At 76.6% G+C, this 22,974-nt stretch carries 20 protein-coding genes; 9 read left to right on the top strand and 11 right to left on the bottom strand.

Annotation, left to right across the window (positions count from 1 at the left end):
• Positions 1-178: 178 nt before the first annotated feature.
• Genes K7G61_RS22945 through K7G61_RS22905 form a run of 9 tightly spaced genes read right to left on the bottom strand, consistent with a single transcriptional unit; the run spans position 179 to position 8,041 of the window.
• A complete protein-coding gene (locus K7G61_RS22945) occupies positions 179-793 on the bottom strand; it encodes a V-type ATP synthase subunit D (protein WP_225848829.1) in 615 nt (204 codons plus the stop codon).
• Positions 790-2,166, bottom strand: a complete 1,377-nt coding sequence (locus K7G61_RS22940) for a V-type ATP synthase subunit B (protein WP_225848828.1) — start codon at positions 2,164-2,166, stop codon at positions 790-792. Before K7G61_RS22940 ends, K7G61_RS22945 begins: the two co-directional genes overlap by 4 nt.
• Positions 2,163-4,109, bottom strand: coding sequence for a V-type ATP synthase subunit A (locus K7G61_RS22935; protein ID WP_225848827.1), 1,947 nt, complete (start codon positions 4,107-4,109; stop codon positions 2,163-2,165). The genes K7G61_RS22940 and K7G61_RS22935 overlap by 4 nt, the downstream gene beginning before the upstream one ends.
• Positions 4,097-4,615: a hypothetical protein gene (locus K7G61_RS22930; RefSeq protein ID WP_225848826.1), complete on the bottom strand. Its 519-nt coding sequence runs from the start codon at positions 4,613-4,615 to the stop codon at positions 4,097-4,099. Before K7G61_RS22930 ends, K7G61_RS22935 begins: the two co-directional genes overlap by 13 nt.
• Positions 4,612-4,839 (bottom strand): V-type ATP synthase subunit F, encoded by a 228-nt coding sequence (locus K7G61_RS22925; protein WP_225848825.1) that lies wholly within the window; start codon positions 4,837-4,839, stop codon positions 4,612-4,614. Before K7G61_RS22925 ends, K7G61_RS22930 begins: the two co-directional genes overlap by 4 nt.
• Positions 4,836-5,252: an ATP synthase subunit C gene (locus K7G61_RS22920; RefSeq protein WP_225848824.1), complete on the bottom strand. Its 417-nt coding sequence runs from the start codon at positions 5,250-5,252 to the stop codon at positions 4,836-4,838. Before K7G61_RS22920 ends, K7G61_RS22925 begins: the two co-directional genes overlap by 4 nt.
• A complete protein-coding gene (locus tag K7G61_RS22915; protein WP_225848823.1) occupies positions 5,249-6,649 on the bottom strand; it encodes a V-type ATPase 116kDa subunit family protein in 1,401 nt (466 codons plus the stop codon). Before K7G61_RS22915 ends, K7G61_RS22920 begins: the two co-directional genes overlap by 4 nt.
• Complete coding sequence (locus K7G61_RS22910; RefSeq protein ID WP_225848822.1) at positions 6,636-7,568, bottom strand: hypothetical protein; 933 nt, start codon at positions 7,566-7,568, stop codon at positions 6,636-6,638. The genes K7G61_RS22915 and K7G61_RS22910 overlap by 14 nt, the downstream gene beginning before the upstream one ends.
• Before the next feature lie 2 nt (positions 7,569-7,570).
• Positions 7,571-8,041 (bottom strand): DivIVA domain-containing protein, encoded by a 471-nt coding sequence (locus K7G61_RS22905; protein ID WP_225848821.1) that lies wholly within the window; start codon positions 8,039-8,041, stop codon positions 7,571-7,573.
• Positions 8,042-8,355: 314 nt separating this feature from the next.
• Between K7G61_RS22905 and K7G61_RS22900 the strand changes: the two genes are divergently transcribed.
• The 6 genes from K7G61_RS22900 to K7G61_RS22875 all read left to right on the top strand — a co-directional run bounded on the left by K7G61_RS22900 (position 8,356) and on the right by K7G61_RS22875 (position 16,004).
• Positions 8,356-9,249 (top strand): CBS domain-containing protein, encoded by an 894-nt coding sequence (locus K7G61_RS22900; protein WP_225848820.1) that lies wholly within the window; start codon positions 8,356-8,358, stop codon positions 9,247-9,249.
• A gap of 47 nt (positions 9,250-9,296) precedes the next feature.
• Positions 9,297-9,572, top strand: a complete 276-nt coding sequence (locus tag K7G61_RS22895) for a dsRBD fold-containing protein (protein WP_225848819.1) — start codon at positions 9,297-9,299, stop codon at positions 9,570-9,572.
• A 162-nt stretch (positions 9,573-9,734) separates the two neighbouring features.
• On the top strand, positions 9,735-10,628 hold the full coding sequence (locus tag K7G61_RS22890) for a universal stress protein (RefSeq protein ID WP_225848818.1): 894 nt from the start codon (positions 9,735-9,737) through the stop codon (positions 10,626-10,628).
• A gap of 475 nt (positions 10,629-11,103) precedes the next feature.
• Positions 11,104-12,156 carry a flippase-like domain-containing protein gene (locus K7G61_RS22885; protein ID WP_374204210.1) on the top strand — a complete coding sequence of 351 codons (1,053 nt, stop codon included), beginning with the start codon at positions 11,104-11,106 and terminating at the stop codon, positions 12,154-12,156.
• Between the two features lie 255 nt (positions 12,157-12,411).
• Complete coding sequence (gene ftsH / locus K7G61_RS22880; RefSeq protein WP_225848817.1) at positions 12,412-14,385, top strand: ATP-dependent zinc metalloprotease FtsH; 1,974 nt, start codon at positions 12,412-12,414, stop codon at positions 14,383-14,385.
• 200 nt (positions 14,386-14,585) lie between these two features.
• Entirely contained in the window at positions 14,586-16,004 is a 1,419-nt protein-coding gene (locus K7G61_RS22875) for a nicotinate phosphoribosyltransferase (protein ID WP_225848816.1), read from the top strand.
• Here the strand turns inward: K7G61_RS22875 and K7G61_RS22870 are convergent.
• The gene (locus K7G61_RS22870) at positions 15,943-16,815 is read right to left on the bottom strand and encodes a universal stress protein (RefSeq protein ID WP_225848815.1); all 873 of its coding nucleotides are present in this window, start codon (positions 16,813-16,815) and stop codon (positions 15,943-15,945) included. The two genes, K7G61_RS22875 and K7G61_RS22870, sit on opposite strands and share 62 nt — an antisense overlap.
• A gap of 209 nt (positions 16,816-17,024) precedes the next feature.
• Here K7G61_RS22870 and K7G61_RS22865 point away from each other — a divergent pair, with 209 nt between their 5' ends.
• The 3 genes from K7G61_RS22865 to K7G61_RS22855 all read left to right on the top strand — a co-directional run bounded on the left by K7G61_RS22865 (position 17,025) and on the right by K7G61_RS22855 (position 22,063).
• On the top strand, positions 17,025-17,489 hold the full coding sequence (locus K7G61_RS22865) for a Crp/Fnr family transcriptional regulator (RefSeq protein ID WP_225848814.1): 465 nt from the start codon (positions 17,025-17,027) through the stop codon (positions 17,487-17,489).
• Between the two features lie 114 nt (positions 17,490-17,603).
• On the top strand, positions 17,604-18,290 hold the full coding sequence (locus K7G61_RS22860) for a CBS domain-containing protein (protein WP_225848813.1): 687 nt from the start codon (positions 17,604-17,606) through the stop codon (positions 18,288-18,290).
• Positions 18,291-18,397: 107 nt separating this feature from the next.
• On the top strand, positions 18,398-22,063 hold the full coding sequence (locus tag K7G61_RS22855) for a hydantoinase B/oxoprolinase family protein (protein ID WP_225848812.1): 3,666 nt from the start codon (positions 18,398-18,400) through the stop codon (positions 22,061-22,063).
• A gap of 124 nt (positions 22,064-22,187) precedes the next feature.
• On the opposite strand, the gene K7G61_RS22850 is transcribed toward K7G61_RS22855, so the two are convergent.
• On the bottom strand, positions 22,188-22,754 hold the full coding sequence (locus K7G61_RS22850; protein ID WP_225848811.1) for a hypothetical protein: 567 nt from the start codon (positions 22,752-22,754) through the stop codon (positions 22,188-22,190).
• Positions 22,755-22,974: the final 220 nt, after the last annotated feature.

Raw genomic sequence — 22,974 nt, 5'->3', positions numbered from 1 at the left:
CGGAAGACCGACCGGTCCGGCCCACACGCGGGAACGGCCGGTCATCCTGGCTGGTCAGGGGCAGGTCCGCGCCGCCCGGCCCGGGGACGACCCGACCGTCACGCATCCCGCGCGCCGGAAGACCGACCGGTCCGGCCCACGCGCGGGTGGCCGTGGCGGCGGTGGTCCCGGCGCCGGGTCACCGACGGTGGGCGCCCGCCCGGCGGCGGCGTACGGCGTCCTCGTGTTCCGCCTGCTCCAGGGCGAGTTCGGCGTCGGCGAGCCGGGCCGTCAGCCGGGGGATCCAGTGGTGGTCCAGGGCGCGCAGGCGGTGCCGGGTGCGGTCCAGTTCGGCTCCCACCAGGTGCGCCGCCGTCCGTGCGACCGCGCAGGCGGCCGCGGCGCGCACCGCCGTCCGGAAGGCGGCCTCGGCGTGGGCCAGCGCGGTGTTGGCGGGGTCCGCCTCGTGCGCGCCGCGCGGCGCGTCCCGGACGCCGGCGTCCGCGGGGTGCCGTACGCCCATGGACGTCGTCCAGGTCACGGTCACCTCGGCGCGCGCGGCGACGGCGGCCTTCTCCAGGGCGCGTTCGCCGCCCAGCAGGAGACCGCGCAGCAGCCAGGACTCGGCCTCGGCGAGGGCCTCGCGCCAGGCGTCGCGCGCCGCCTCCTCCCGGGCCGTCAGCCGTTCGTGATGGTCGCGCAGGACGTGCAGTTTGCGTTCCAGCAGGGCCGCTCCGCGGGTGGCCACGTCCAGGCTGTGCCGCAGCCGCAGCCGCCCGGCGCGGCCCGGCTGGGCGTCCTGGCGCGCCGTCATGCCGCGCCTCGGGCGTCGAGCAGGTCGGCCGGCAGCATGGACAGTTCGCCGCGGGGCAGGCCGAGCAGGAGGTCCCAGGCCAGGTCGAGGGCCGCGGCCAGGGGGCGGTTCTCGTCGGGGCGCTGGTCCAGGAACCGGCGGGCGAAGGCCGCGTCGAGCTCCAGGTAGCGGTGTTCCGTGGCGCCCAGCGACGACTCGCCGATCAGGTCGGCCAGTTCGCGCACCTGCCGGGCCCGGGCCAGGGCGGCCAGCAGCTGGGCGGCGACGTCGAGGTGGTCGGCGCGGGTGCGGCCGGGGCCGGCGCCCTTGCGCATCAGCCGGGACAGGGAGGACAGCGGGTCCACCGGCGGGTACACCCCGCGGGCGTGCACCTCCCGGGACAGGACGATCTGCCCCTCCGTGATGTAGCCCGTCAGGTCGGGCACCGGGTGGGTGATGTCGCCCGCGGGCATGGTCAGCACCGGCACGACCGTGACGGAGCCGGGCCGGCCGCTGATCCGCCCGCAGCGCTCGTAGAGCGAGGCGAGGTCGCTGTAGAGGTATCCGGGGTAGGCCCGCCGGGCGGGGACCTCGCCGCGCGCCGCGGACACCTCGCGCAGTGCCTCGGCGTACGCCGTCATGTCCGTCATGATCACCAGGACGTGCCGGCCACCGCCGAAGGCGAGGTCCTCGGCGACGGTGAGCGCGATGCGCGGGGTGAGGATGCGTTCGATGACCGGGTCGTCCGCGGTGTTGAGCAGCAGCACCAGTTCCCCGGCCTCCGCCCGCTCGGCCAGGGCCTCGCGTACGAACGCGGCGTCGGCGTGGGTCAGCCCCATGCCGGCGAACACCACGCTGAACGGCTCGCCGCCGCTGGTCGCCTGCGCCGCCATCTGGACGGCCAGCTCCAGGTGGGGCAGGCCCGCGGCGGAGAACACGGGCAGTTTCTGGCCCCGGACCAGGGTGGTGAGCACGTCGACCGCTCCCACCCCGGTGAGCACCGGCTCGGCCGGGGGGTCGCGCCGTACCGGGTTGATCGGGGCCCCGGCCACGGGGGCGGTCGACGCGCCGAACACCGGCGGGCCGCCGTCGATCGGCTCGCCCCTGCCGTTGCAGGTCCGGCCCAGCCAGCCGGGGCCGACCGGGACGCGCAGCGGGCTCCCGGCGAAGGCCACCCGTGAACCGGTCAGTTCCATTCCGGCGGTCCCCTCCAGCACCTGCACCACGGCCAGGTCGCGGTCGACCTCCAGCACCAGGCCGTGGCGCCGCTCACCCGAGCCGAGCGTGAGGCGGACGAACTCGTCCCAGCCCACCCCGGACACCGGGCCCACCACGGCGAGCGGACCGCGCAGCTCCCGCAGGCCGGTGTACTCGATCTCGCCGAAGGCCGTCATCGCAGCTCCCGCAGTACGGCGTCCCGGCCGGCGGCCACTGCGGCGGTGTCCTGCGGGCCCGCGCTCTCCCGGGCCCTGGTCAGCGGCGTGAAGTCGGCGGCCTCCAGCCGGTCGGCCGGTGTGCCCGCGTCGGCCAGTTCCCGGCAGCGCGCCACGACGTCCAGTACCGCTTCGGCCAGCGCCGCCGACTTCCGCGCGGAGCAGTAGGCGTCGTGGGGCGAGAGCGCGCTCTGCTGGAGGAACCCCTCGCGGACCAGCCGGCCGCCGAGTACGGTGACGCGCTCCTGGGCGGGCAGGGCGGTGACCCCGACGAGTTCCACCAGGTCCGCGAGCCGGTCGGCCTCGGCCAGCAGCGCGGTGACCCGCTCCCGGCGGCCGGCCCAGTCCGGGTCGCCGGCCCGGGCGTGGGCGGCGCCGAGCACGCCGGCGTCCCTGGAGAAGGAGCCCGACCAGGACACGGCCGGGTAGTGGCGGGCGTAGGCCAGGTCGCGGTCGAGCGACCACAGGCAGCGCACGAACCGCTCGGTGTGCGCCGTCACCGGTTCGGCCAGGTCGCCGCCCGGCGGGGACACCGCGCCGAGGATCGTCACCGAGCCGGTGTCCCCGCCCAGGGTGGTCACCGCCCCCGCCCTCTCGTAGAAGGCGGCCAGCTGCGAGGCGAGCCCGGCCGGGTAGCCCTCCTCGGCGGGCAGTTCGCCCATCCGGGAGGAGAACTCGCGCAGCGCCTCGGCCCAGCGGGACGTGGAGTCTGCGATGACCACGGCGTGCAGTCCCATGTCCCGGAAGTACTCGGCGACCGTGACGCCGGTGTGAATGCTCGCCTCGCGGCCCATCATCGGCATGTTCGAGGTGTTGGCGATCACCACGGTCCGCTCCAGCAGCCGCCCGCCGGTCCGCGGGTCGTCCAGCCGCGCGAAGTCGGCGATGACGTCGGCCATCTCGTTGCCGCGCTCCCCGCACCCCACGTAGACGATGACGTCGGCGTCGCACCATTTGGCGATCTGCTGGAGCAGCATGGTCTTGCCGGTGCCGAAGCCGCCGGGCACGGCGACGGTGCTGCCGCGCGCGACCGGGAAGAGCAGGTCGATGGCGCGCTGGCCGGTGTGCAGCGGGTCGCGGGCGTCGAGGCGCGCGCGGGTTGGGCGGACCCCGCGCACCGGCCAGTCCTGGCCCATGCGGACCTCGGTCCCGCCGACCACCGCCAGGACCGCGCCGGCCGGGTAGCGCCCTTGCGGCGCCAGCTCGCGGACCGGCCCCGAGCACCCCGGCGGCACGAGGACCCGCAGGTTCACGGAGAGGTCCACGATCCGGCCGAGGCTCGCGCCCGGCTCCGCCCGGCCGCCTTCCGCCGCCTCGGGCACGAAGCGCCACTCGCGCCGTTCGCGGCCTGCCATGGGGGCACCGGAGCGTTCGCCTTGACCGTGGGCGGACAAGCGGTCGCCGGCCGCCGCCAGCGGCCTGAGCAGCCCGTCGAACACGCCGCCCAGCAGCCACGGCCCGAGCGCCGCGTGCAGCGGACCGCCCGGCACGCCCACCGGGTCGCCGGGCGCCAGACCTCCGGTGTATTCGTACGCCTGCGCCGTCACCACGTCGCCGTCGATCGCCAGCGCCTCCCCCGGCAGGGCGGACGGGCCGAGGAGGACCAGGTCGTTCATGGCGACACCCGCCGGGCGGGTCAGCGCCACCAGGGGACCGGCCACCCGCAGGACGCGGCCGCCGTCCGGCACCTCCCGGCCCGGCACCCGCACGTCGTCGGGAGCCACCCCGCCCGTCACCTGCCCGCCGTCCGGCGCCTCCCCGCCCGGCACCTCCCGGCCCGGCGCCCGCACGTCGTCGGGACCATCTCCGTCCGCCACCCGCCCGCCGTCCGGCGTCTCCCCGCCCGGCACCCGCCCGCCGTCCGGCGCGCCCCCGTTCCGCGCCTCCCCGTTCAGGGCCGCCACAGCCGCTCCACCCCGGCGCCGAAGGCGTCCAGCGCCCTGGCCGCCAGGGCCGGGACGCCGAGGTCGACCTCCCGCCCGGGCGCGACCGCCCTCACCCCTCCCGCGGGGTGCTCGCTCGTACGGGCCTCCGGGCCGAGCAGCGCCCCGGCCCTGGCGGCCAGCCGGGCCCGCGCCGAGGGGTCCGCGGCGTACAGCTCCCCCACCCGGACGGTCACCAGCCGGGCGAAATCGGCGTGGATGCCGCCCATGGCGGCGAGCCGGGCCGCCGCGGCCTCGCGGCGGGCCTGTCCGACCCGCGCGGCGAAGTCCGCCTTCCCGTCCTCTGCGCCTTGGCGGCGGGCCAGGTCCGTAACGGCCTCGGCCTCCTCCCGCGCGGCCCGCAGGGTCCGGTCGGCTTCCTCACGGGCCCGGGCGAGCAGCGCCTCGGCGTCGGCCCGGGCGGCGCGCAGCAGCTCGTCCCGGGCGGGTTCCAGGGCGGCGTCCGCTCCGGTCTCCTGGGCGCTCACGGGGGCATCACCACGACCAGCGGCGATTCCCGGTCCGGCGCGGGCGCGCCGAGCGCCGCCGCGGCGGCCGGTGTGACGATGACCAGGCCGACGCCGGCCGGCAGCCCGTCCCAGGCCTGCCGTACGGCCTCCGGGCGCTCGGCCACGAGCACCTCGACGCCGGCGAGGGCGAAGCCGGACACCCGGGTCCGCTCGCCGATGGCGACCACCGCGCCGCCGGTCATGACTTGCCGATCAGCAGGATCGCGACCACCAGGCCGTACACGGCGATCCCTTCCGCCAGGCCCACGATGACCAGCGCCCGGCCGAAGAGCTCGGGGCGTTCGCTGAGCGCCGCGATGGCCGCGGCGCCGGTGTAGGCGACCGCGATCGCGGCGCCGATCGACGCCCCCGCCACGGCGATGCTCGCCCCGATCAGGGCGGAGCCGGAGTTCGATCCGCTCGCCGCCGCCGCGGGCGCCGCCGCCCGCGCCGGACTGTCCAGCGCCGTCACCAGCAGGGCGAGGGCCGCGCCGAGCAGCACCGCGTTGGCGCCGAGCAGCCAGCGCAGCGGGGCCCGGCCGCTCCGCCGCGCGAGCAGGCGCACGCCGCCGATCACGGCGGACAGGGCGGGCAGTGCGATCAGCCAGGCGGTCAACGCGTCACCTCCAGGTGCCGGACGGGCAGTGACCAGGGCCGGAACGGGCGGCCGAGCGTCACGAAGAGCCGGGAGAAGAGCTCGTAGTACTCCAGGCGCAGGGCCTGCACGCCCGCCGTCAGCGCTTCGAGGGCGAACGTCAGCGCGTTGCCGATCACGAACAGCGCCACCGCGGCGGCCGCCGCGGCCGCGCCGCGTCCCCACAGCGCGGTCGTGCCGTGCCAGACGACCTGGCCGAGCGCCGCGTGCGTCAGGCCGAAGGCGGCGAGGCGGGCGAAGGAGACGGTGTTGGCGAAGACCCTCACCACCGCGTCGAACAGCTGCACCCCGGTCTGGGCCGCCCCGGCGGGTCCGCGCGCCCCGAGGGTGTACGTACCGGTGCCGATCAGGGCGAGACCGGCGGCGCAGAGCACCAGGCCGGCCACGACGAGCGCGGGAAGGCGCAGGTACCCGCCGCCCACGGCCAGGCCGAGCCCGGCCCACAGCGCCAGCCCGGCGACACCCGACACCGCGTACAGCGCCGTGGCCGGGCCGCCCTCGCGCCGCCGGTTGACCGCGCCCGCCAGGTAGGCCAGGCAGATCAGGACGGCTCCCACTCCCACCGCCGCCGCCAGCAGCCGCCCGGGGCTGTCGAGGGGATCGAGCCACAGCACCGGGAGCACTCCGGTCGGCCCGAAGAACTCCCCGTAGGCGAGTCCCGCCAGCGTGGCCGCCGCCCCGGCCGCGGCCACGAACGGCCACAGCGGCCGCAGGCGCGCGAGGACGCGGGGCCGCCCGGAGCGGATCAGCAGCGCGGCGAGCAGCAGTACGGCGCCGTGGCCCGCGTCGCCGAACATCATGCCGAACATGACGACGTAGGCGACGCCGACCGGCCAGGTCGGGTCGAGATCCGCGTAGGGCACGGTCCCGTAGGTGGACACCAGGGGGGTGAACGCCCGGTGCACGGGGCCGGTGTCCCGCAGCCGGGTCGGCGGACCGACCCCGCGGGGGGCGGCGAGGGGCACGACCGAGCCTCCGGCGGCCGCGAGGCGCCCGCTCAGGTCCCGTACCTCGTCGGCCGGACACCAGCCGGCCACCGCCGCCAGGTCGCCGCGTCGCACGGCGCCGGCGACGCGCTGTTCCAGCTGTGCCTCGCCGGCCAGCAGGTCGAGGTCGCGGGCCCGCGCGAGGGCGCCCGGGTCCGGCCGCTCGGCGGCCAGGGCCGGCCCGCCGTCCTCGCGGTCCGCCATGTTCCGCAGGAGGCGCGTCGCCGGCCCGGGGGGCGCCTCCTCGTCCAGGTCGACTTCGACGCAACCGGCCTCCGCCACCCGTACGAGCACGTCACGCAGGGTCCGCTCGGGGGCCACGATCGCCACTCGCCGCATGCGGACCGGGGTGAGCCGGTCAGAGGGCCGCATCGAGCACCTCCAGAGGGGCCTCACCGTGCCCGGCCGCCTGCAGCGCGGCCCGGACCCGCCAGGCGTCGGCCGACAGCGCCGCCACCGCCCCCACGACGGGCGCCGGGCCGTATCCGGTCGACCCGGTCGCCCGCAGCAGGTCGCGGCCCTCCCGGTCGACCGTCGCCCACCAGCGTGCCTCGGCACGCCACAGGCCGACCGGGTCGGCGACGCCGTCCAGTGCCCAGCGTGCGGCCGGGCGCAGAGCGGACCGGAAGCCGTCGAAGGAGTCCGCCGCCACGGACCGCGGCCCCAGCAGCGCGTCGGCCCGCCGCAGGGCCGGCGCCGGCAGCGTCCGCCGTGAGACGAAGCGCACCCGGGCAACGAGCAGGGCGGCCCGGCCCGCCGCCCACCCCTCGGCGGGGGCGGCCGCGGCGGCGACCTGCGCGCAGGCGGCGAGCCGCAAGGAGACGGCCAGGGACGCCGGGTCCTCGCCGCCCGGGTCGCCCCAGGCCGAGGCTGCCAGGGCCGCTCGCAGCTCCCCCGGGCCGCGGGCGGCGCCCAGCCGGCCCCAGGCGGTGGCCAGCGCGCCCAGCCGGTACGGGTGCGGTGCCGGCTCGCCGCCGTACGACCGCAGCAGGTCCTCGGTGTTGGAGATCTCGAATCCGGCCGCCAGCGCCCGTAGCGCCCTCGCGCCCTGCCGGGGCAGCCAGCCCGCCAGCACCCGCAGGTGCCACAGCAGTGTCGCCGACACGGCGCGCTGCGCCTGCGCGAGGGACGCGTCGGGGAGCAGGAACCGCCGGTACGCGGTCGTGGACAGCCGCCGCAGGGCGGCGTCGAGGGACCGCGACGCCGCCAGGTCCCGCGCCTCCGGCGCGCCCAGGCACCGGGACAGCAGGGCCTTGGAGCGGCTGACCCCGGCGACCCATGCGGCGCCCACGGCTACGTCACCGCCCCGTCGGCCGCTCCTTCGGCCGCTCCTTCGGCCGCCCCGTCGGCCGCGGGCAGGGCGCGGCGCGCGACCTCGTCGACCATGCCGGGCATCCGGGCGGCCGCGCGCGCCCGCGTCTCGCGCACCTCGTCCTCGGCGGCCTGCCGCACCCTGGCGGCTTCCGCGGCGGCGGCCCGGCGTCCATCGGCCGCCGCCTCCTCCCGGATGCCGGGGGCGCGGGCGTGCGCGTCGGCGACGAGGTCCCGCGCACGGGCCGCGGCGTCCTGCCGGATCCGCTCCGCCTCCTGTTCCGCGGCCTTCCGCAGCCCGGCCGCCTCCTCCTGCGCCGGGGCCAGCCGGTCGAGGGAAGGGCCCAGTTCGGCGGCCAGTTCCGCGGCGCGGTCGGCGGGCACGCCGCCCGCGGCGGCACCCGGGGTGCCGGTGGGACGGAACCGCGCCAGGAAGTTCCGGAAGCTGGGCATGGAGGTCTCTTCCGCCGTCGGCCCCCGCGGTTCCCAGTGTCCACACGGCGCGACGGCTGTCACCCGGTGACGGGCCGTCCGCCGGATTCCGCAGGGCCATTCGGCACATGCGCCGGCCCGCCCGAGGGCGGACGATGAACAAAGGCGCGTCCCACGCCGGGCGGTCCTGGCCGGGGCTGTCCGGGAATGGCTGTCGGGGAGTGGCTGCCCGGGAGTGGCTGTCGGGGACAGGCCGGCCGGAGGGGGACGCGGGGACGAACCGCGGCGGGGCGCCGCGCCGCAAGGGCATACCGTCACAGGGGCAGGAGGCCGCCATGACCGACCGCGAATCCTTCTCCGCGGGCCGCGAGGCCCGCCGTGCCGCTCCCTCCACGCCATGGCGGCCGGACGAGGAGCACCGGCAGCGCATGCTGCAGCGCTACATCGGTGCGCTGGCCGTCCACTCGTCGAGCGGGACGGACACCAGGCGGCCGGCCGGGCCCGGCCGCACCGAGGGCGAGCTGCCCGAGCGCGGTCACGCCGAGCAGGCGCCCGCCGGGCCGCCGGCCGCCGCCCCCGCCCCGCCGCCGCCCCCCGTGCGCGTCCGGGACGTCATGGACGTACCCGCGGTGTCGGTACGGGACGAGCTACCGTTCCTCGACGTCACGCACGTCCTGGCCCGGGAGGACCTGGGCGCGGTGCCCGTCGTGGACGCCGAGGACCAGGTGCTGGGGGTGGTGTCGGTGTCCGACCTCCTGGCCAAGGCCGCCGTCGAGGCCGAGGAGCCACCCGCGGGACCCGTCGGCCGGCTCAGGGACCGCCGGGTGCGGGCGAAGTCCGGCGGCGAGAGCGCCGGGACCCTGATGACGTCGCCCGCGGTCACGGTGCGGCCGGGGACGACCGTCGCGGACGCCGCCTGGCTCGCCGCCCGCTCGCGGCTGAAGCGGATGCCCGTGACGGACCACGCGGGGCGCCTGGTCGGAGTGGTGCGCAGGGCGGCGCTCCTGCAGGCACTCGTACGCGACGACGACCGCATCCGCGAGGAGATCGAGACCCGCGTCATCGGGGACGAGTTCCGGCAGGTGCGGGACTCGGTCGAGGTCGACGTCCACGACGGCGTGGTCGACGTCCGGGGGCGGATGAGCGCCGACGGCATCCCCGAACTGCTTCGGGCCATCGGTGACGTGGACGACGTGGCGGAGGTGGTCGACCATCTGATCTCCGTCTGAGCGGGGTCGCTCCCCCGGTACACGCCAGAGCGAAAGGAACGCAGCTCATGACGCAGCAGAAGGCGGCCGCGCCCGGCCGCACCAGGACGTGGAACGTGCGGCTGGACATCTTCGAGGAGGACGAGGACAACACCGCCGTCCAGGCCATCCTCCGAACGGGTGACAACGAACTGGTCACCCGCACCACGGCCCGCCGCAACCCGCACGACAAGCCGGTCCCGGAGATCGGCGACGAGTACGCGGCCGGCCGGGCCCTGCTCGAACTCGGCCGGCGGCTCGTGGAAGCGGGCGCCACCGACGCCGAGGACAACGCGCACGGGTGAACGGCGCCGCGCGGGAGACGCCGGGCCGGCTCGTCGTCGGCCCGGCGTCGGCCCGGCCCGGCGGCGGGGAAGGCCGGGGCCGGGCACGGGACGGCGGGCCCCTGCCTGCCGGGGCCCGCCGAGGTGGGGGTGTGATCCGCAGACCCGAACGAGGTGGGGACCATGCTTCGTACCATCACCGCGGGAGTGGACGGCTCGCCCGAGAGCCTGGCCGCCGCGCGCTGGGCGGCGCGGGAGGCGGGCCGGCGCTGCATGCGGCTGCTCCTGCTGCACGCCGTGCCGGGCCGGCCCGGCGGGAAGACCGTCGCCACCCCGACCGATCCCGCACCGCGCACGGCCGGCAGGCACTGGGCGCCGGACGCCCTGAAGGAGGCGCTGACGGGCAAGTACCCGGACCTGCCGGTCGCCGTCCGGGAAGTCGTCGGCCGGCCCGTGCCTTGGCTGCTGGAGGCCGCGGAGCAGTCGGAGATGCTGGTCCTGGGGGCCCGCGGCTCCGGGGCGGCGGCCCTGCTGCCCGGCTCGGTCGCCCGCGCCGCCGCGCGCCGGTCACCGGTGCCGGTGGTCCTGCTGCACGCCGGCGAGCGGGAATCGGACGAGCACCAGCCGGACGCCAATGGCAATCCGTCGACCATGACGCCCAGTCGCGAGGTCGTCCTCGGAGTCGACGTCACCCGCCCCGACGACCGGGTCATGGAGTTCGCCTTCGACGCCGCCGCCCGCCGCGCGGCTCCCCTGCACGTCGTGCACGGCCCTGCGGGACGGCCCGCGGCCGAACCCGGGGGCGGGCCGGGCGAGGAGCCGGGCGACGGAGACGGCGGCCCGTACCGGGCCTTGGACGAGGTGCTCGCGCCATGGGCGGAGAGGTTCCCGCAGACCGACGTGATCACCGAGACGGTGGTCGGCGGCCCGGGCAGCCACCTGGCGGAGACCGCGTCGGACGCCTGCCTGCTCGTCATCGGCCGCCGCGGCCACGGGCCGCCGTTCGGTACGGGCTCCGTCTCGCGGACCGTCCTGCGCCGGACGGGCGTACCCGTCGCGATCGTCCCGCACGGCTGAGCGGGCCATGGGGCGCGAGCCGCGGCGGCGGTGCGGGGCCGCGGGGCGGGGAAGGGCCGGACGGGGGACCGACGGAGGGCGGAGCCGGGCGCCGCGAAGGCCGCGACCGGCTCGCCGGCGCCGGAACGCCGGCTGCCGCCACTCCCGCCGTGACCGGGGTGCGTACTGCGGTGGCGGGACCGTCCGCCGGCTCCTCCGTGGCCGTCGCCCTGACGGCGGATCCTGGACGTGGAAGCCGGGCGCGCCGTCCGCCGGGTGACGGCTCCGGTGCCGACGGCCCCGGAGGGTCCGGGCGATGAGACGTGACCGGCGGGGAAGGGAGCACGCGATGAGCACAGCGGCAGGTCGGGGCGCGGGCGCGGCGCCCCTCGGGCGCGGGGCGCGCGGGCGTCTCCTGGACGGTCGGCGCCGGGTCCCCGGTACATCGGGTACGGCCGCCCGGCCCCCGGGCTGAGGCCGAGGAACCCGCCCGCACGTGTCCGGCGGCCCGCGGCGTACCGAGCTCGGCGGACCCGCTCCCGGCGACGGGACGGGGGCCTCACGGTGGCCGCGTCGGGCCTGGTGGATCGTCGCGGGGCTCATTCTGGCGGGCGTGGCGGCCACGGCCGTGGTGAGGCGGCGCGAGGTGAGCGGGGCGTTCGGCCTGCTCACCCGGGCCGATCCCCTGCTGCTGGTCGCGGCGGCCGGGTGCGAGGTGGCGTCACTGCTGTGCTTCGCGGCGGTGTGGCGCTGGCTGCTGTACGCGGGCGGGGCGCGCTGGCCGCTGCGCCGGGTCATGGGCCTGACGCTGGGCGCGGGCGCGGTCGCGGGCATCCTGCCGGGCGGCGCCGTCTTCGCCGCCGCCTGGGCGTACCGGCAGATGCGGCGCAGGGCCGTCGACCCGGCGCTCGCCGCGGCGGTCCTGGCGGTGGCGGGGGCGCTCTCCGCGGCGGCCATCGGCGTACTCGGCCTCACGGCGCTGCTGGCCGCCGCCCCGTCCTCACGCGCGGTGCTCCTGCGCCCGCTGCTGGTCCTCGTGGCCGTACTGGCGCTGGCCGCGGGCGCGGCCGCCGTCCTGTCGCGGTCGGCCGCCGTACGCCGGACCGCACGGCGGCTGTGGACCGCGGCGGGCCGCCGCCACGAGCGGGTCCACTCCGTGCAGGACGCGCTGCAGCGGGTGTCGGAACAGGCGTGGAACCTGCGGCCGGGCCTGCGCCCGTGGCTGCTGCCCGCCGCGGAGGCCTTCGGCAACTGGGCGCTCGACCTGGCCTGCCTCGCGTTGTGCATGCGAGCGCTGAACGTGGCCGTCCCCTGGCCGGGGATCCTGGTCGTCTACGTGCTGACGCAGGTCCCCGCGGCTTTGCGGCTCACCCCCGGGAACCTCGGCGTCCTGGAGGTCGGACTGGCCGCGCTGCTCGCCGCCTACGGCCTGCCCGCGCGCCAGGCCCTGGCCGCCGCGCTGCTGTACCGCGCGCTGAGCTTCTGGGCGCTCCAGCCGCCGGGCTGGGTGTGCTGGGTGGCCGTCACCCTCCACGGCAGACGCCGCTGACCCCCGGAGACCGGGACCGACCCGTGCACCATTCGGACCGGACTTGGACCGGACCCGACCGGATCCGACCGGACCCGACCGAACGACGACCGGCCCGGACGGCCCCGACCGGCCCCCGCCGGCGGCGGCTGTCCTGCCGCCGGGGCGGAAAGCGGCGATGCTGGAGGAGACGGCCGCGCACCCGCGGCCCCTTGTCGCCGGTCCGCCGGGGCGGGAGGACCCCGGCAGGCCGCGATGTCGGAGGGAAACGGCGCAGTGATCACATCGGTTCGCCTGGGAGTCAGGCACTGGACCCGGTCGGCCAAGCCCGGGCCGCCGCGTGAGCCGCCGAAGCCGTCACCGCAGCCCGCGCCGCCGCTGTGGCGCTGGCTGCTGCCGCTCGTCGCGCTCATCGTGCTGATCGTCATCGTGGTCCGGTCGGTCCCGTCCGGGCGGACCCCCTCCCTGTCGTACACCGACTTCGTCGCCAAAGTGGGCGCCGGGCAGGTCAGGACGGTCGACATCAACGACAAGGGGGCGGTGAGCGGAACCCTCAAGAACGGCACCACGTTCACCAGCCGCATCCCCGTCGCGCTGGACACCAGCGGCCTCGAACGGCAGCTGCGGGCCGAGAAGGTCGACGTCACCGCCTCCCAGAGCTCCGGAGGAGGCGGCGGCGCGCTGGGCACGCTGGCCTTCTTCCTGCTGCCCCTCGTGGTCATCGGGGGTCTGTTCCTGTGGGCGGGACGCCGGGCGGCGCGGTCGATGACGGGCGGGGTCACGGCCATGGGCCGCTCCCGCGCCAAGATCATCGAGGCCGAGCGGCCGACGACCCGCTTCGCCGACGTCGCCGGCTACGAGGGGGTCAAGCAGGAGGTCAGCGAGATCGTCGACTTCCTGCGCAATCCGGAGCGGTACGCGCTGGCGGGCGCCAAGGGGCCGCGCGGCGTGCTCATGGTCGGGCCGCCGGGCACGGGGAAGACCCTCATCGCCCGCGCGGTGGCCGGTGAGGCGGAGGTGCCCTTCCTGTCGGTGACGGGGTCGGCCTTCGTGGAGATGTTCGTCGGGGTCGGCGCCTCCCGGGTCCGCGACCTTTTCGGCGAGGCCCGCAAACGCGCTCCCTCGATCATCTTCGTGGACGAGATCGACGCGGTCGGCGGGCGCCGCGGCTCCTCCCGGCTGGGCGGCAACGACGAACGCGAGCAGACCCTCAACCAGCTCCTGGCCGAGATGGACGGCTTCGACCAGAGCACCGGCATCGTCGTGCTCGCCGCCACCAACCGCCCCGAGTCCCTGGACTCCGCCCTGCTGCGGCCCGGCCGGTTCGACCGGCACGTCACCGTACCGCTGCCCAATCAGGCCGAACGGGCGGCGATCCTCGCCGTGCACGCCCGCGGCAAGACGTTTGCCGACGACGTCGACTGGAACGTCCTCGCCCGCGCCACGCCGGGCTTCTCCGGCGCCGACCTGGCCAACCTCCTCAACGAGGCCGCCATCAACGCCGTACGGGCGGGCGGTACCGTCATCGACGCGAAGGACCTGGACGACGCCCGGGACCGCGTGCTGCTCGGACGCCGGGAGACCTCCAACGCGCTGCTGCCGGAGGAACGGCACGCCGTGGCGGTGCACGAGTCCGGGCACGCGCTGGTGGCGGCGCTGTGCGAGCACGCCGACCCGGTGGCCAAGGTGACGATCCTGCCGTCGGGGCCGGCCCTCGGCGCCACCGAGCAGCTTCCCGAGGCCGAGCGGCACCTGTACACCGAGAGCTACCTGGCCGACCTGCTCGCCGTGCGGCTCGGCGGACGCGCCGCAGAACTGGTGGTCTTCGGCGAGGGCTCGACCGGCGCCGCCGACGACCTGGCGGGCGCCACGTCGATCGCCGCCCGTATGGTCCGCGAGTTCGGCCTGTCGCCCGCCCTCGGCCCGGTCGGATACGCCTCGGGGTCCCCGCAGGGCCTCGGCACCGCGACCACGGAGGAGAGTCTGCAGCGGCCCTACGGCGAGCGGACCCAGCGCGTCGTGGACGAGGAGACCGCCCGCCTGGTCGGACAGGCCGAGCACCGGGCCGTCGCCCTGCTGCGCGCCCACCGGCCGGCCCTGGAGGAGCTCGCCGGCCTCCTCACGGCCCGCGAGACGGTCGACGGCTCCGTCGTCCTGGACGTGCTCCACCGCCCGCGCGACACCCAGGCGCCCGCGGACTCCCGCGCCCCGGGCGGCCCCGGCACACCGGGCACTACCGGCGGCGCCTGACGGCCGGGCGGGGCCCGGCGCCGCGCCCGGCGGTACGGACCGGCACGGGCTCTCGGCCCCCCGGACAGGGACCAACGGCCCCGGGCCGGCGGGCGCCGGACGGTGGCAGCCTGACGGAGGGGGCGCGTCCGCCGCCGGCGGTCGCCGGTGGGGACAGGCGGCGTGCCGCTCGCCGCGCCGCCGCGACTGGAGTGCCTGACATGTCGAACGCGCGGATCACGGACCTGTACGAGGTGTCGATGGCGCACTCGTACCTCAAGGAGCGGATGACGGCTCCGGCGACGTTCAGCCTCTTCGTCCGGCGGTTGCCGCCCGGCCGGGGCTTCCTCGTCGCGGCCGGGCTCGAACCGGCGCTGGAGATGCTGTCGGGGCTGCGGATCGGCGCCGACGACGTCGAGGTCTTCGCCGCCGCGCTGGGGCGTCCCGCGGCCGACCTCGCGCCGCTGCTGGGGCTGCGTTTCACCGGGGACGTGCGGGCCGTGCCCGAGGGCCGGATCGTCCTGGCAGGGGAGCCGCTGCTGGAGGTGACCGCGCCGCTTCCCGAGGCGCAGTTCGTCGAGTCGTACCTGCTCAACCAGGTGTGCCACCAGACGGCGGTGGCGTCGAAGGCGGCGCGGTGCGTGATCGCGGCGGCGGGCCGGCCCCTCGTGGACTTCTCCCTGCGGCGCGACCACGGCGTCGACGCCGGTATGCAGGCCGCCCGGCTGAGTGCGATGGTCGGCTTCGCCGGGACGAGCAACGTGGCCGCCGCCGAGGTGTACGGGCTGCGCGCGGTCGGCACGATGGCGCATTCGTACGTCGAGGCCTTCGACGACGAGGCGGCGGCGTTCCGGGCGTTCATCGCGGCCCACCCGGGGCCGGTCACCTTGCTGGTGGACACCTACGACACGGCGGCCGGCGCCCGGACCGCCGCGCATGTGCTGCGCGACGCGGGGCTCGCCGAAGGGTGCGCGCTGCGGCTCGACAGCGGTGACCTGGCCGAACTGGCCGTGACCGTCCGGGGGATCCTGGACGCCGGCGGGCTGCCGGAGGTGCGGATCACCGCGAGCGGCGGTCTGGACGAGTACGCGCTCGACCGGCTGGTCCGCGCGGGCGCGCCGATCGACACCTTCGCGGTGGGCACGCTGGTCGGGGTGTCGGCCGACGCGCCGTACCTGGACGCCGCGTACAAACTGGTCGCGTACGACGGGCGGCCGGTGATGAAGCTCTCGGCCGGCAAGGTCACCGGGCCGGGCGCCAAACAGGTCTTCCGGGGGCCCGCAGTCCGTGACACCCTCGCGCTCGCGGACGAGCCCGCGCCGCCCGGGACGAGCCCGCTGCTGGAGACGGTGATGTCGCGGGGGCGGCGCCTGGGCGCACCCCGCCCGCTGGGCCGGGCCCGGGCCGCGTTCGAGGCCGACCTGGCCGAACTTCCGCCCGAGGCACGGCTCGTGACCGACCCGCGGCCCCCGCGGCCGACCGGCTCCGAGCCGCTGCGCGCGCTCGCCGAGACCACCCGCGGGCGCATCGAGGCACGGCTGCGGGACACGGCCGGCCGGCCGGACACCGCCCCCGCCGTCAGCTCTCCTGCGGGACGACCGCGACCGGGCACGCGGAGTGGTGCAGGACCGCGTGATTGACCGCGCCGAGCTGCATGCCGACGTTTCCGTGCCGCCGGTGCGCGCCGACCACCAGGAGGTCGCTGCGCGCGGAGGCGTCGAGCAGCGCGTCGCGCGCGCGTCCCTCGACGGTCTCGCGGCGCACGGTGACCTTCGGGTAGTCGTGGGCCACGGACAGCAGGGCGTCGCCCAGCGCCCGTTCGGCGTCGTGCCGGTGGGGGTCCGAGGCGTCGCCGGTCAGGTGACCGGTGCCCAGTTCGCGGGCCGGGCGCCGCCACGCGCCGACGGCGAGCAGCTCCGCCTCGCGCACGTGCGCCTCGCGTGCGGCGAACGCCGCGGCGGCCTCGGAGCCGCCGTCGGGGTCGACGCCCACCGTCACGGACGAGAGTTCGCCGCGCACGTTGGCCTGTGCGCCCCGGACGACGACGACCGGGCAGGTCGCGTGGGCGGCGACCTGGAGGCTGGTCGACCCCAGCAGCATGCCGGTGATCCCGCCCCTGCCCCTGGTGCCGACGACGACGGCGAAGGCGTCCGCGCACTCGCGCAGGAGCGCGTCGGCGGGGGCGGCCGGCGCCAGCGCGGTGGACACCTCGACGCCGAGGGCGGCCTTGTCGGCCCGCTGCGCCGCGGAGGCGACGACGTGTTCGGCCAGCAGGTGCTCGGCAGGCGGTTCCGAGCCGAAGTCCGGGACCGCTCTCTCGTAGTGCTCCCACAGCGACCCGTGCACCAGCTTGACCGGCACACCGTGGCGCGCGGCCTCGGCGAGCGCCCAGTCGAGCGCCGCCAGGCTGGAGTCCGAGCCGTCGATGCCCACGATCAGCGGTTTCCTCATGGCTGCACCGCCTTCCGGAGGTCGTGATCCGTGTCTCCCTCTCACCGTCGCACGCCTGGGCGGGGGCGGCATCAGGACCCGGACGGCCCCGTCCGCGGGCCGTACGGACCCGTGGACGGCCCCGGTCAGCCCCTGCCGGCCGGTGGCCGCGGCGCACCACAGTGGTACTGGCAGACACCGGGACGCTTGGGGAAACCAGGGGGAACACCATGAGGACCACCGCTCCGACCAACCTGTTCGCGGCGCTGCCCGCACCGGGTCGCGACCGGCTGCTGGACCTGGCGCAGGAGGTCGGCTTCCCCGCCGGCACCCGGATCTTCGAGGAGGGGGAACCTGCCGACCGGTTCTGGGTGATCCACACCGGCTCGGTCGTCCTGGACGCCTCCGTGCCCGAACACCCCTCCGCGCCGGTGGAGATCCTCAGCCCCGGCGACCTGCTCGGCTGTTCATGGCTGTTCCCGCCGTACAGCTGGCACCTGGGCGCCGAGGCGCAGTGCGACGTGCGCGCCTGGGAGTTCGACGCCACCATCGTGCGCGCCCTTTCCCGCGCCGACCTGGAGTTCGGCGAGGCCCTGGCCCGGCGGGTCGCGCAGATCATCGCGCACCGCATGCAGAGCGCCCGCAAGAGGCTGCTCGACCTGTACGGCCCGCCCGGCGGCACGCCCGTGCCCTGACCCGCCCGGGCCGCGGAACGGCCCTGCCCCGACGCCCGTGCCGCGGGCAGCCGGCCCGGGACCGTTGCACGACTTTCCGCCCTGACGTGCGCCGACCGGAAGGAGGGCCCGGCGATGACCGGAGGCCCGCACATCGTCCGTGACGTGATGACCGCGGACGTGGTGTCCGTGGACCGGGACACGCCGTTCAAGGAGCTGGTCCGCCTGCTGCGGCAGCGCGGCGTCAGCGCCCTGCCCGTGGTCGGGGCCGACGGCCGCGTCGCGGGCGTGGTCTCCGAGGCGGACCTGCTGCCGAAGGAGGAGTTCCGGGACAGCGACCCCAGCCGGCTGACCCAGATGCGCCGCCTGGACGACATGCTGAAGGCCGGCTCGGTTCTCGCCGCCGACCTGATGACGGCGCCCGCCCTCACCGTGGCGGAGGACGACACCCTCTCCCGGGCCGCGCGCGTCATGGCCGGGGCAAAGGTCAAGCGGCTGCCGGTGGTGGACGCCGACGGCCGCCTGCGCGGCATCGTCAGCCGCGGTGACCTGCTGAAGGTCTTCCTCAGGGAGGACGAGGACATCGCCGAGGAGGTACGCCGCGAGATCGTCGGCTACGTCTTCCCCGGCGAGCCCTCCCCCGTACGCGTCGCGGTCGCCGACGGCGCGGTCACGCTCAGCGGCCGGGTCGCCGACACCGCGCGCATCCCGGTCGCGTCCCGTCTGGTGCGCTCCGTGGAGGGCGTCGTGGACGTGCGCTGGGACCTCGACCGTCCCGCGGCCGACCACGGGGAGCCCGCGGTGGCGGAGCCGCGGTCCTGAGCCGGGGGCCGGGAGCCCGCGGGCCGCGGGGCGGTTCCCCATAACGCCCCATTTCGCCACTTTCGCACCCTTTTGCGGGCATCGGGCCGCGGCCCGATACTGAATCCGTGACGGCCAGGCGGTGGCAGTTCTGGGTCGACCGCGGCGGCACCTTCACCGACATCGTCGCCCTGCGGCCGGACGGCACGCTGCTGACGCACAAGCTGCTGTCGGACAACCCCGCGTACTACCGCGACGCCGCCGTGGCGGGCATCCGGCGCCTGCTGGGCCTGGCCGAGGGCGAGGAGGTGCCGGCCTCGCTGGTGGACTCGGTACGGATGGGCACGACCGTGGCCACCAACGCCCTGCTGGAACGCGGCGGCGAGCGGGTGGTCCTGGTCATCACCCGCGGCTTCGGGGACGCCCTGCGCATCGGCTACCAGAACCGGCCGCGCATCTTCGACCGCGAGATCGTCCTGCCGGGGCAGCTGTACGAGCGGGTCGTCGAGGTGGACGAGCGCATGGCCGCCGACGGCACGGTGCTGCGGCCCCCGGACCTGGTCCGGCTGGAGGCCGACCTGCGCGCGGCGTTCGAGGACGGTATCCGCGCCGTGGCCGTGGCGTGCCTGCACAGCCACCTGCACCCGGCGCACGAGCGGGCCGTCGGCGAACTCGCCGAGCGGATCGGCTTTCCGCAGGTGTCCCTGTCCGGCGAGGCGAGCCCGCTGGCGAAGATCGTGCCGCGCGGGGACACGGCGGTCGTCGACGCCTACCTCTCCCCCGTGCTGCGCCGCTACGTCGGCCGGGTCGCGGACGAGGTCGGCGGCGTGCGGCTGATGTTCATGCAGTCCAACGGCGGCCTGGCCGAGGCGGGGCACTTCCGCGGCAAGGACGCCGTGCTGTCAGGGCCGGCCGGCGGCATCGTCGGCATGGCGCGCATGTCGCGCCTGGCCGGCTTCGACAAGGTGATCGGCTTCGACATGGGCGGCACCTCGACCGACGTCTCGCACTACGCCGGCGCCTACGAGCGGGTCTTCACCACCCAGGTGGCCGGGGTCCGGCTGCGGGCGCCGATGCTCGACATCCACACGGTCGCGGCCGGGGGCGGCTCGGTCCTGCACTTCGACGGCAGCCGCTACCGGGTCGGCCCGGACTCCGCCGGCGCCGCCCCCGGACCGGCCTGCTACCGCGCCGGCGGCCCGCTGACCGTCACGGACGCCAACGTGATGCTCGGCCGCGTCCAGCCCGGCCGTTTCCCCGCGGTGTTCGGGCCGGGCGGCGACCAGCCGCTGGACGCGGGGATCGTACGGCGGAAGTTCGCCGAACTGGCCGGAAGGATCCGCGCGCGCACCGGCGACACCCGCTCCCCCGAGCAGGTCGCCGAGGGCTACCTGCGGATCGCCGTCGCCGGCATCGCGGGCGCCGTCAAGCGCATCTCGGTCCAGAAGGGGCACGACGTCACCCGCTACGCCCTGACCACCTTCGGCGGCGCCGGCGGCCAGCACGCCTGCGCCGTGGCCGACTCCCTCGGCATCCGCACCGTCCTGGTGCCGCCGATGGCCGGTGTGCTCTCGGCGCTGGGCATCGGCCTGGCCGACACCACCACCATGCGGGAGCAGTCCGTCGAGGTCCCACTCACCGCGGACGCCATGCCGCGCGTACGGGAGGTGGCCGCGCGGCTGGAGGACGCCGCCCGCGCGGAGCTCGCCGACGAGGGGGTGCCCGCCGGCAGCGTCAGGACCGTCTGCCGCGCCCACCTGCGCTACGACGGCACCGACACCACCGTGACGGTCGAACTCGCCGGTCCCGAGGCGATGAGGACCTCCTTCGAGGCCGGCCACCGGCGCAGGTTCTCGTTCCTGATGGACCGGCAAGTCGTCGTCGAGGCGCTGTCGGTGGAGGCGGTCGGCCTCACCGAGCAGCCCGACCTCGCCCCGGCCCGGCAGCCCGTACCGTCGGACGGAACCGCGGCGGACGGAACCGCGGCGGACGGAACCGCGGCGCACGGGAACGAGGCGGACGCCGTGCGGATGTACACGCGGGGCGCGTGGCGGGACGTGCCGCTGCTCCGGCGCGAGTCCATGCGGCCCGGGGACGCGGTGACCGGTCCCGCCGTCGTCACCGAGGCCAACGCCACCACGGTGGTGGACGACGACTGGCAGGCGACGATGGGGGCGGAGGGCCACCTGCTGATGCGCCGCGTGACCGTGCCCACCGGGACGCGGGTGAGCGCCGAGGCCGACCCGGTGATGCTGGAGATCTTCAACAACCTCTTCATGTCGATCGCCGAGCAGATGGGTGCGCGGCTGGAGGCCACCGCCCAGTCCGTGAACATCAAGGAGCGGCTCGACTTCTCCTGCGCGCTGTTCGACCCGGCGGGCGACCTCGTCGCCAACGCCCCGCACATCCCGGTGCACCTGGGTTCGATGGGCAGCAGCGTCAAGGAGGTCATCCGCCGCCGCGGCGCCGCGATGAAGCCCGGCGACAGCTACGCGGTCAACGACCCGTACCACGGGGGCACCCACCTGCCCGACATCACCGTGATCACGCCGGTCTTCGGCGCAGGGGCGGGCGCCGGCGCGGACCCGGGCGGCCGGGAGATCCTCTTCTACGTCGCCTCCCGCGGCCACCACGCCGAGATCGGCGGGCTCAGCCCGGGATCCATGCCGGCCGGCAGCCGCCGGATCGAGGAGGAGGGCGTGCTGTTCGACAACTGGCTGTTGGTCGAGAACGGCCGCTTCCGGGAGCGGCGGACGCACGCGCTGCTCACCGAGGGCCGGTATCCCTCGCGCAGCCCCGAGACGAACCTGGCCGACCTGCGCGCCCAGGTCGCGGCCAACCGCAAGGGCGTCGAGGAAGTGGCCGCGATGATCGAGCACTTCGGCCTCGACGTGGTGCAGGCGTACATGCGGCACGTCCAGGACAACGCGGAAGAGGCCGTGCGCCGCGTCATCGACGCGCTCAGCGACGGCTCGTGCGTGTACGAGACCGACTCCGGGGCGGTGATCCGCGTCCGGGTCGCCGTGGACCGCGCCGGCCGTGCCGCGACCCTCGACTTCACCGGCACCTCCCCGCAGCTCGACACGAACTACAACGCGCCGGCGTCGGTGACCACGGCGGCGGCCCTGTACGTCTTCCGCACCCTGGTGGCCGACGACATCCCGCTCAACGACGGCTGCCTGCGCCCGCTGCGCCTCGTCGTCCCCGACGGCTCGATGCTCGCCCCCCGCTTCCCGGCCGCCGTGGTCGCCGGGAACGTGGAGACCTCGCAGTCGGTCATCGGGGCCCTGTACGCCGCGATGGGCGTCCAGGCGGAGGGCTCGGGAACGATGAACAACGTCTCCTTCGGGAACGAGCGGCACCAGTACTACGAGACCGTGGCCTCCGGTTCCGGGGCGGGCCCGGGCTTCCACGGGGCGTCCGTCGTGCAGACCCACATGACCAACTCCCGCCTGACCGACCCGGAGGTCCTCGAATGGCGGCATCCCGTGCTCGTGGAGGAGTTCGCGGTGCGCCGCGGCAGCGGCGGCGCGGGGCGGTGGCACGGCGGCGACGGGGCCGTCCGCCGGATCCGCTTCCTCGAACCGATGACGGTCAGCACCCTGGCGAGCCACCGCCGGGTCCCGCCCTACGGCATGGCGGGCGGCTCGCCGGGCGCGCTCGGCTCCGCGCGCGTCGAACGCGCCGACGGCACCGTTACGCACCTGGCGGGCAGCGACAGCGTGCCGGTGGGCGCGGGCGACGTGCTGGTGGTCGAGACCCCGGGAGGCGGCGGATACGGCGCGCCCGCCTGACCGCGGCGCACGGACCGGGACACGGATTGGGACACGGGCTCGGACCGGGGTACGGACCTGGACTCCGTCCGGGGTACGGACCGGGGGGCGCCCGGCGGGCACGGGGGCGGCGGCGCGCCTCCGGTCACGTACGGTGCCGCCCCCACTGCGGGCCGACGACCGCCCACTCGCGGTCCAGGCCGGCGGCGCGCCGCCGGTCCAGGACGCGGTGCGCGACGGCCCAGCCGCCGCCTCCGATCAGGGCGGTGCCCGTGGCGGCCGCGGTGCCGTAGATGACGGCGAGGGCCCGGTCCCGTTCCGGGTCGACAGGAGAGTCGCGCAGGGCGCCGGTGGTGTCGAGCCAGATCGTGGTGCGGCTGCCGGCCGGGCTGCCGGGCGCCACCAGCGCGTCGCCCGCGTGGGGACGACCCACGGCCGCGACCCAGGTGACCGCGGCGCGGACCTGCCGGGAGCCGGCTCCGGCGGTGATCGCGGGCGGCGCGTCGCGGGTGAGGGTGGCGGACGTCCGCTGCCATCCGATGGGCGGGTGGGGGGCGTGGGCCATGGTGGCCAGTCCCGCGCCCACGCCCGCGGCGGGCGCCCCCACGGCCAGCAGCAGGCCGGCGGCGAGCAGCGCCCACGCCTCGATCCGGTCGGTGCCGCGCTTGAGCGGATTGCGCCGCCAGCGCCAGAGCCTCACGCTCGTACCCATGGCATACCCCCTCGCAGGTCCTCGTCTCGACGGTCCCAGGGCCGTCCCGCCCCGGACAGGGGCCGACGGGGCGGCGCCCGGGGCCGGACGGGACGCGTACGAGGGGCCGGGGGGCCCGTTCGGCCCTAGTGGCGGCGCGGGAGGGGGCGCGATGCTCGGACTGCGGCCGGACCGCGCGTGGGCGCCGGTCCGGCACGAGCGGGCGGCACGCGACAAGGAG

Origin of the sequence: Streptomyces sp. HPF1205 (genome assembly GCF_020400825.1) — a bacterium.
In the GTDB taxonomy this organism is placed as follows: domain Bacteria; phylum Actinomycetota; class Actinomycetes; order Streptomycetales; family Streptomycetaceae; genus Actinacidiphila.
Note: the sequence above shows the minus strand (reverse complement) of the source record. Positions and strands in the feature narration are given on the sequence as shown.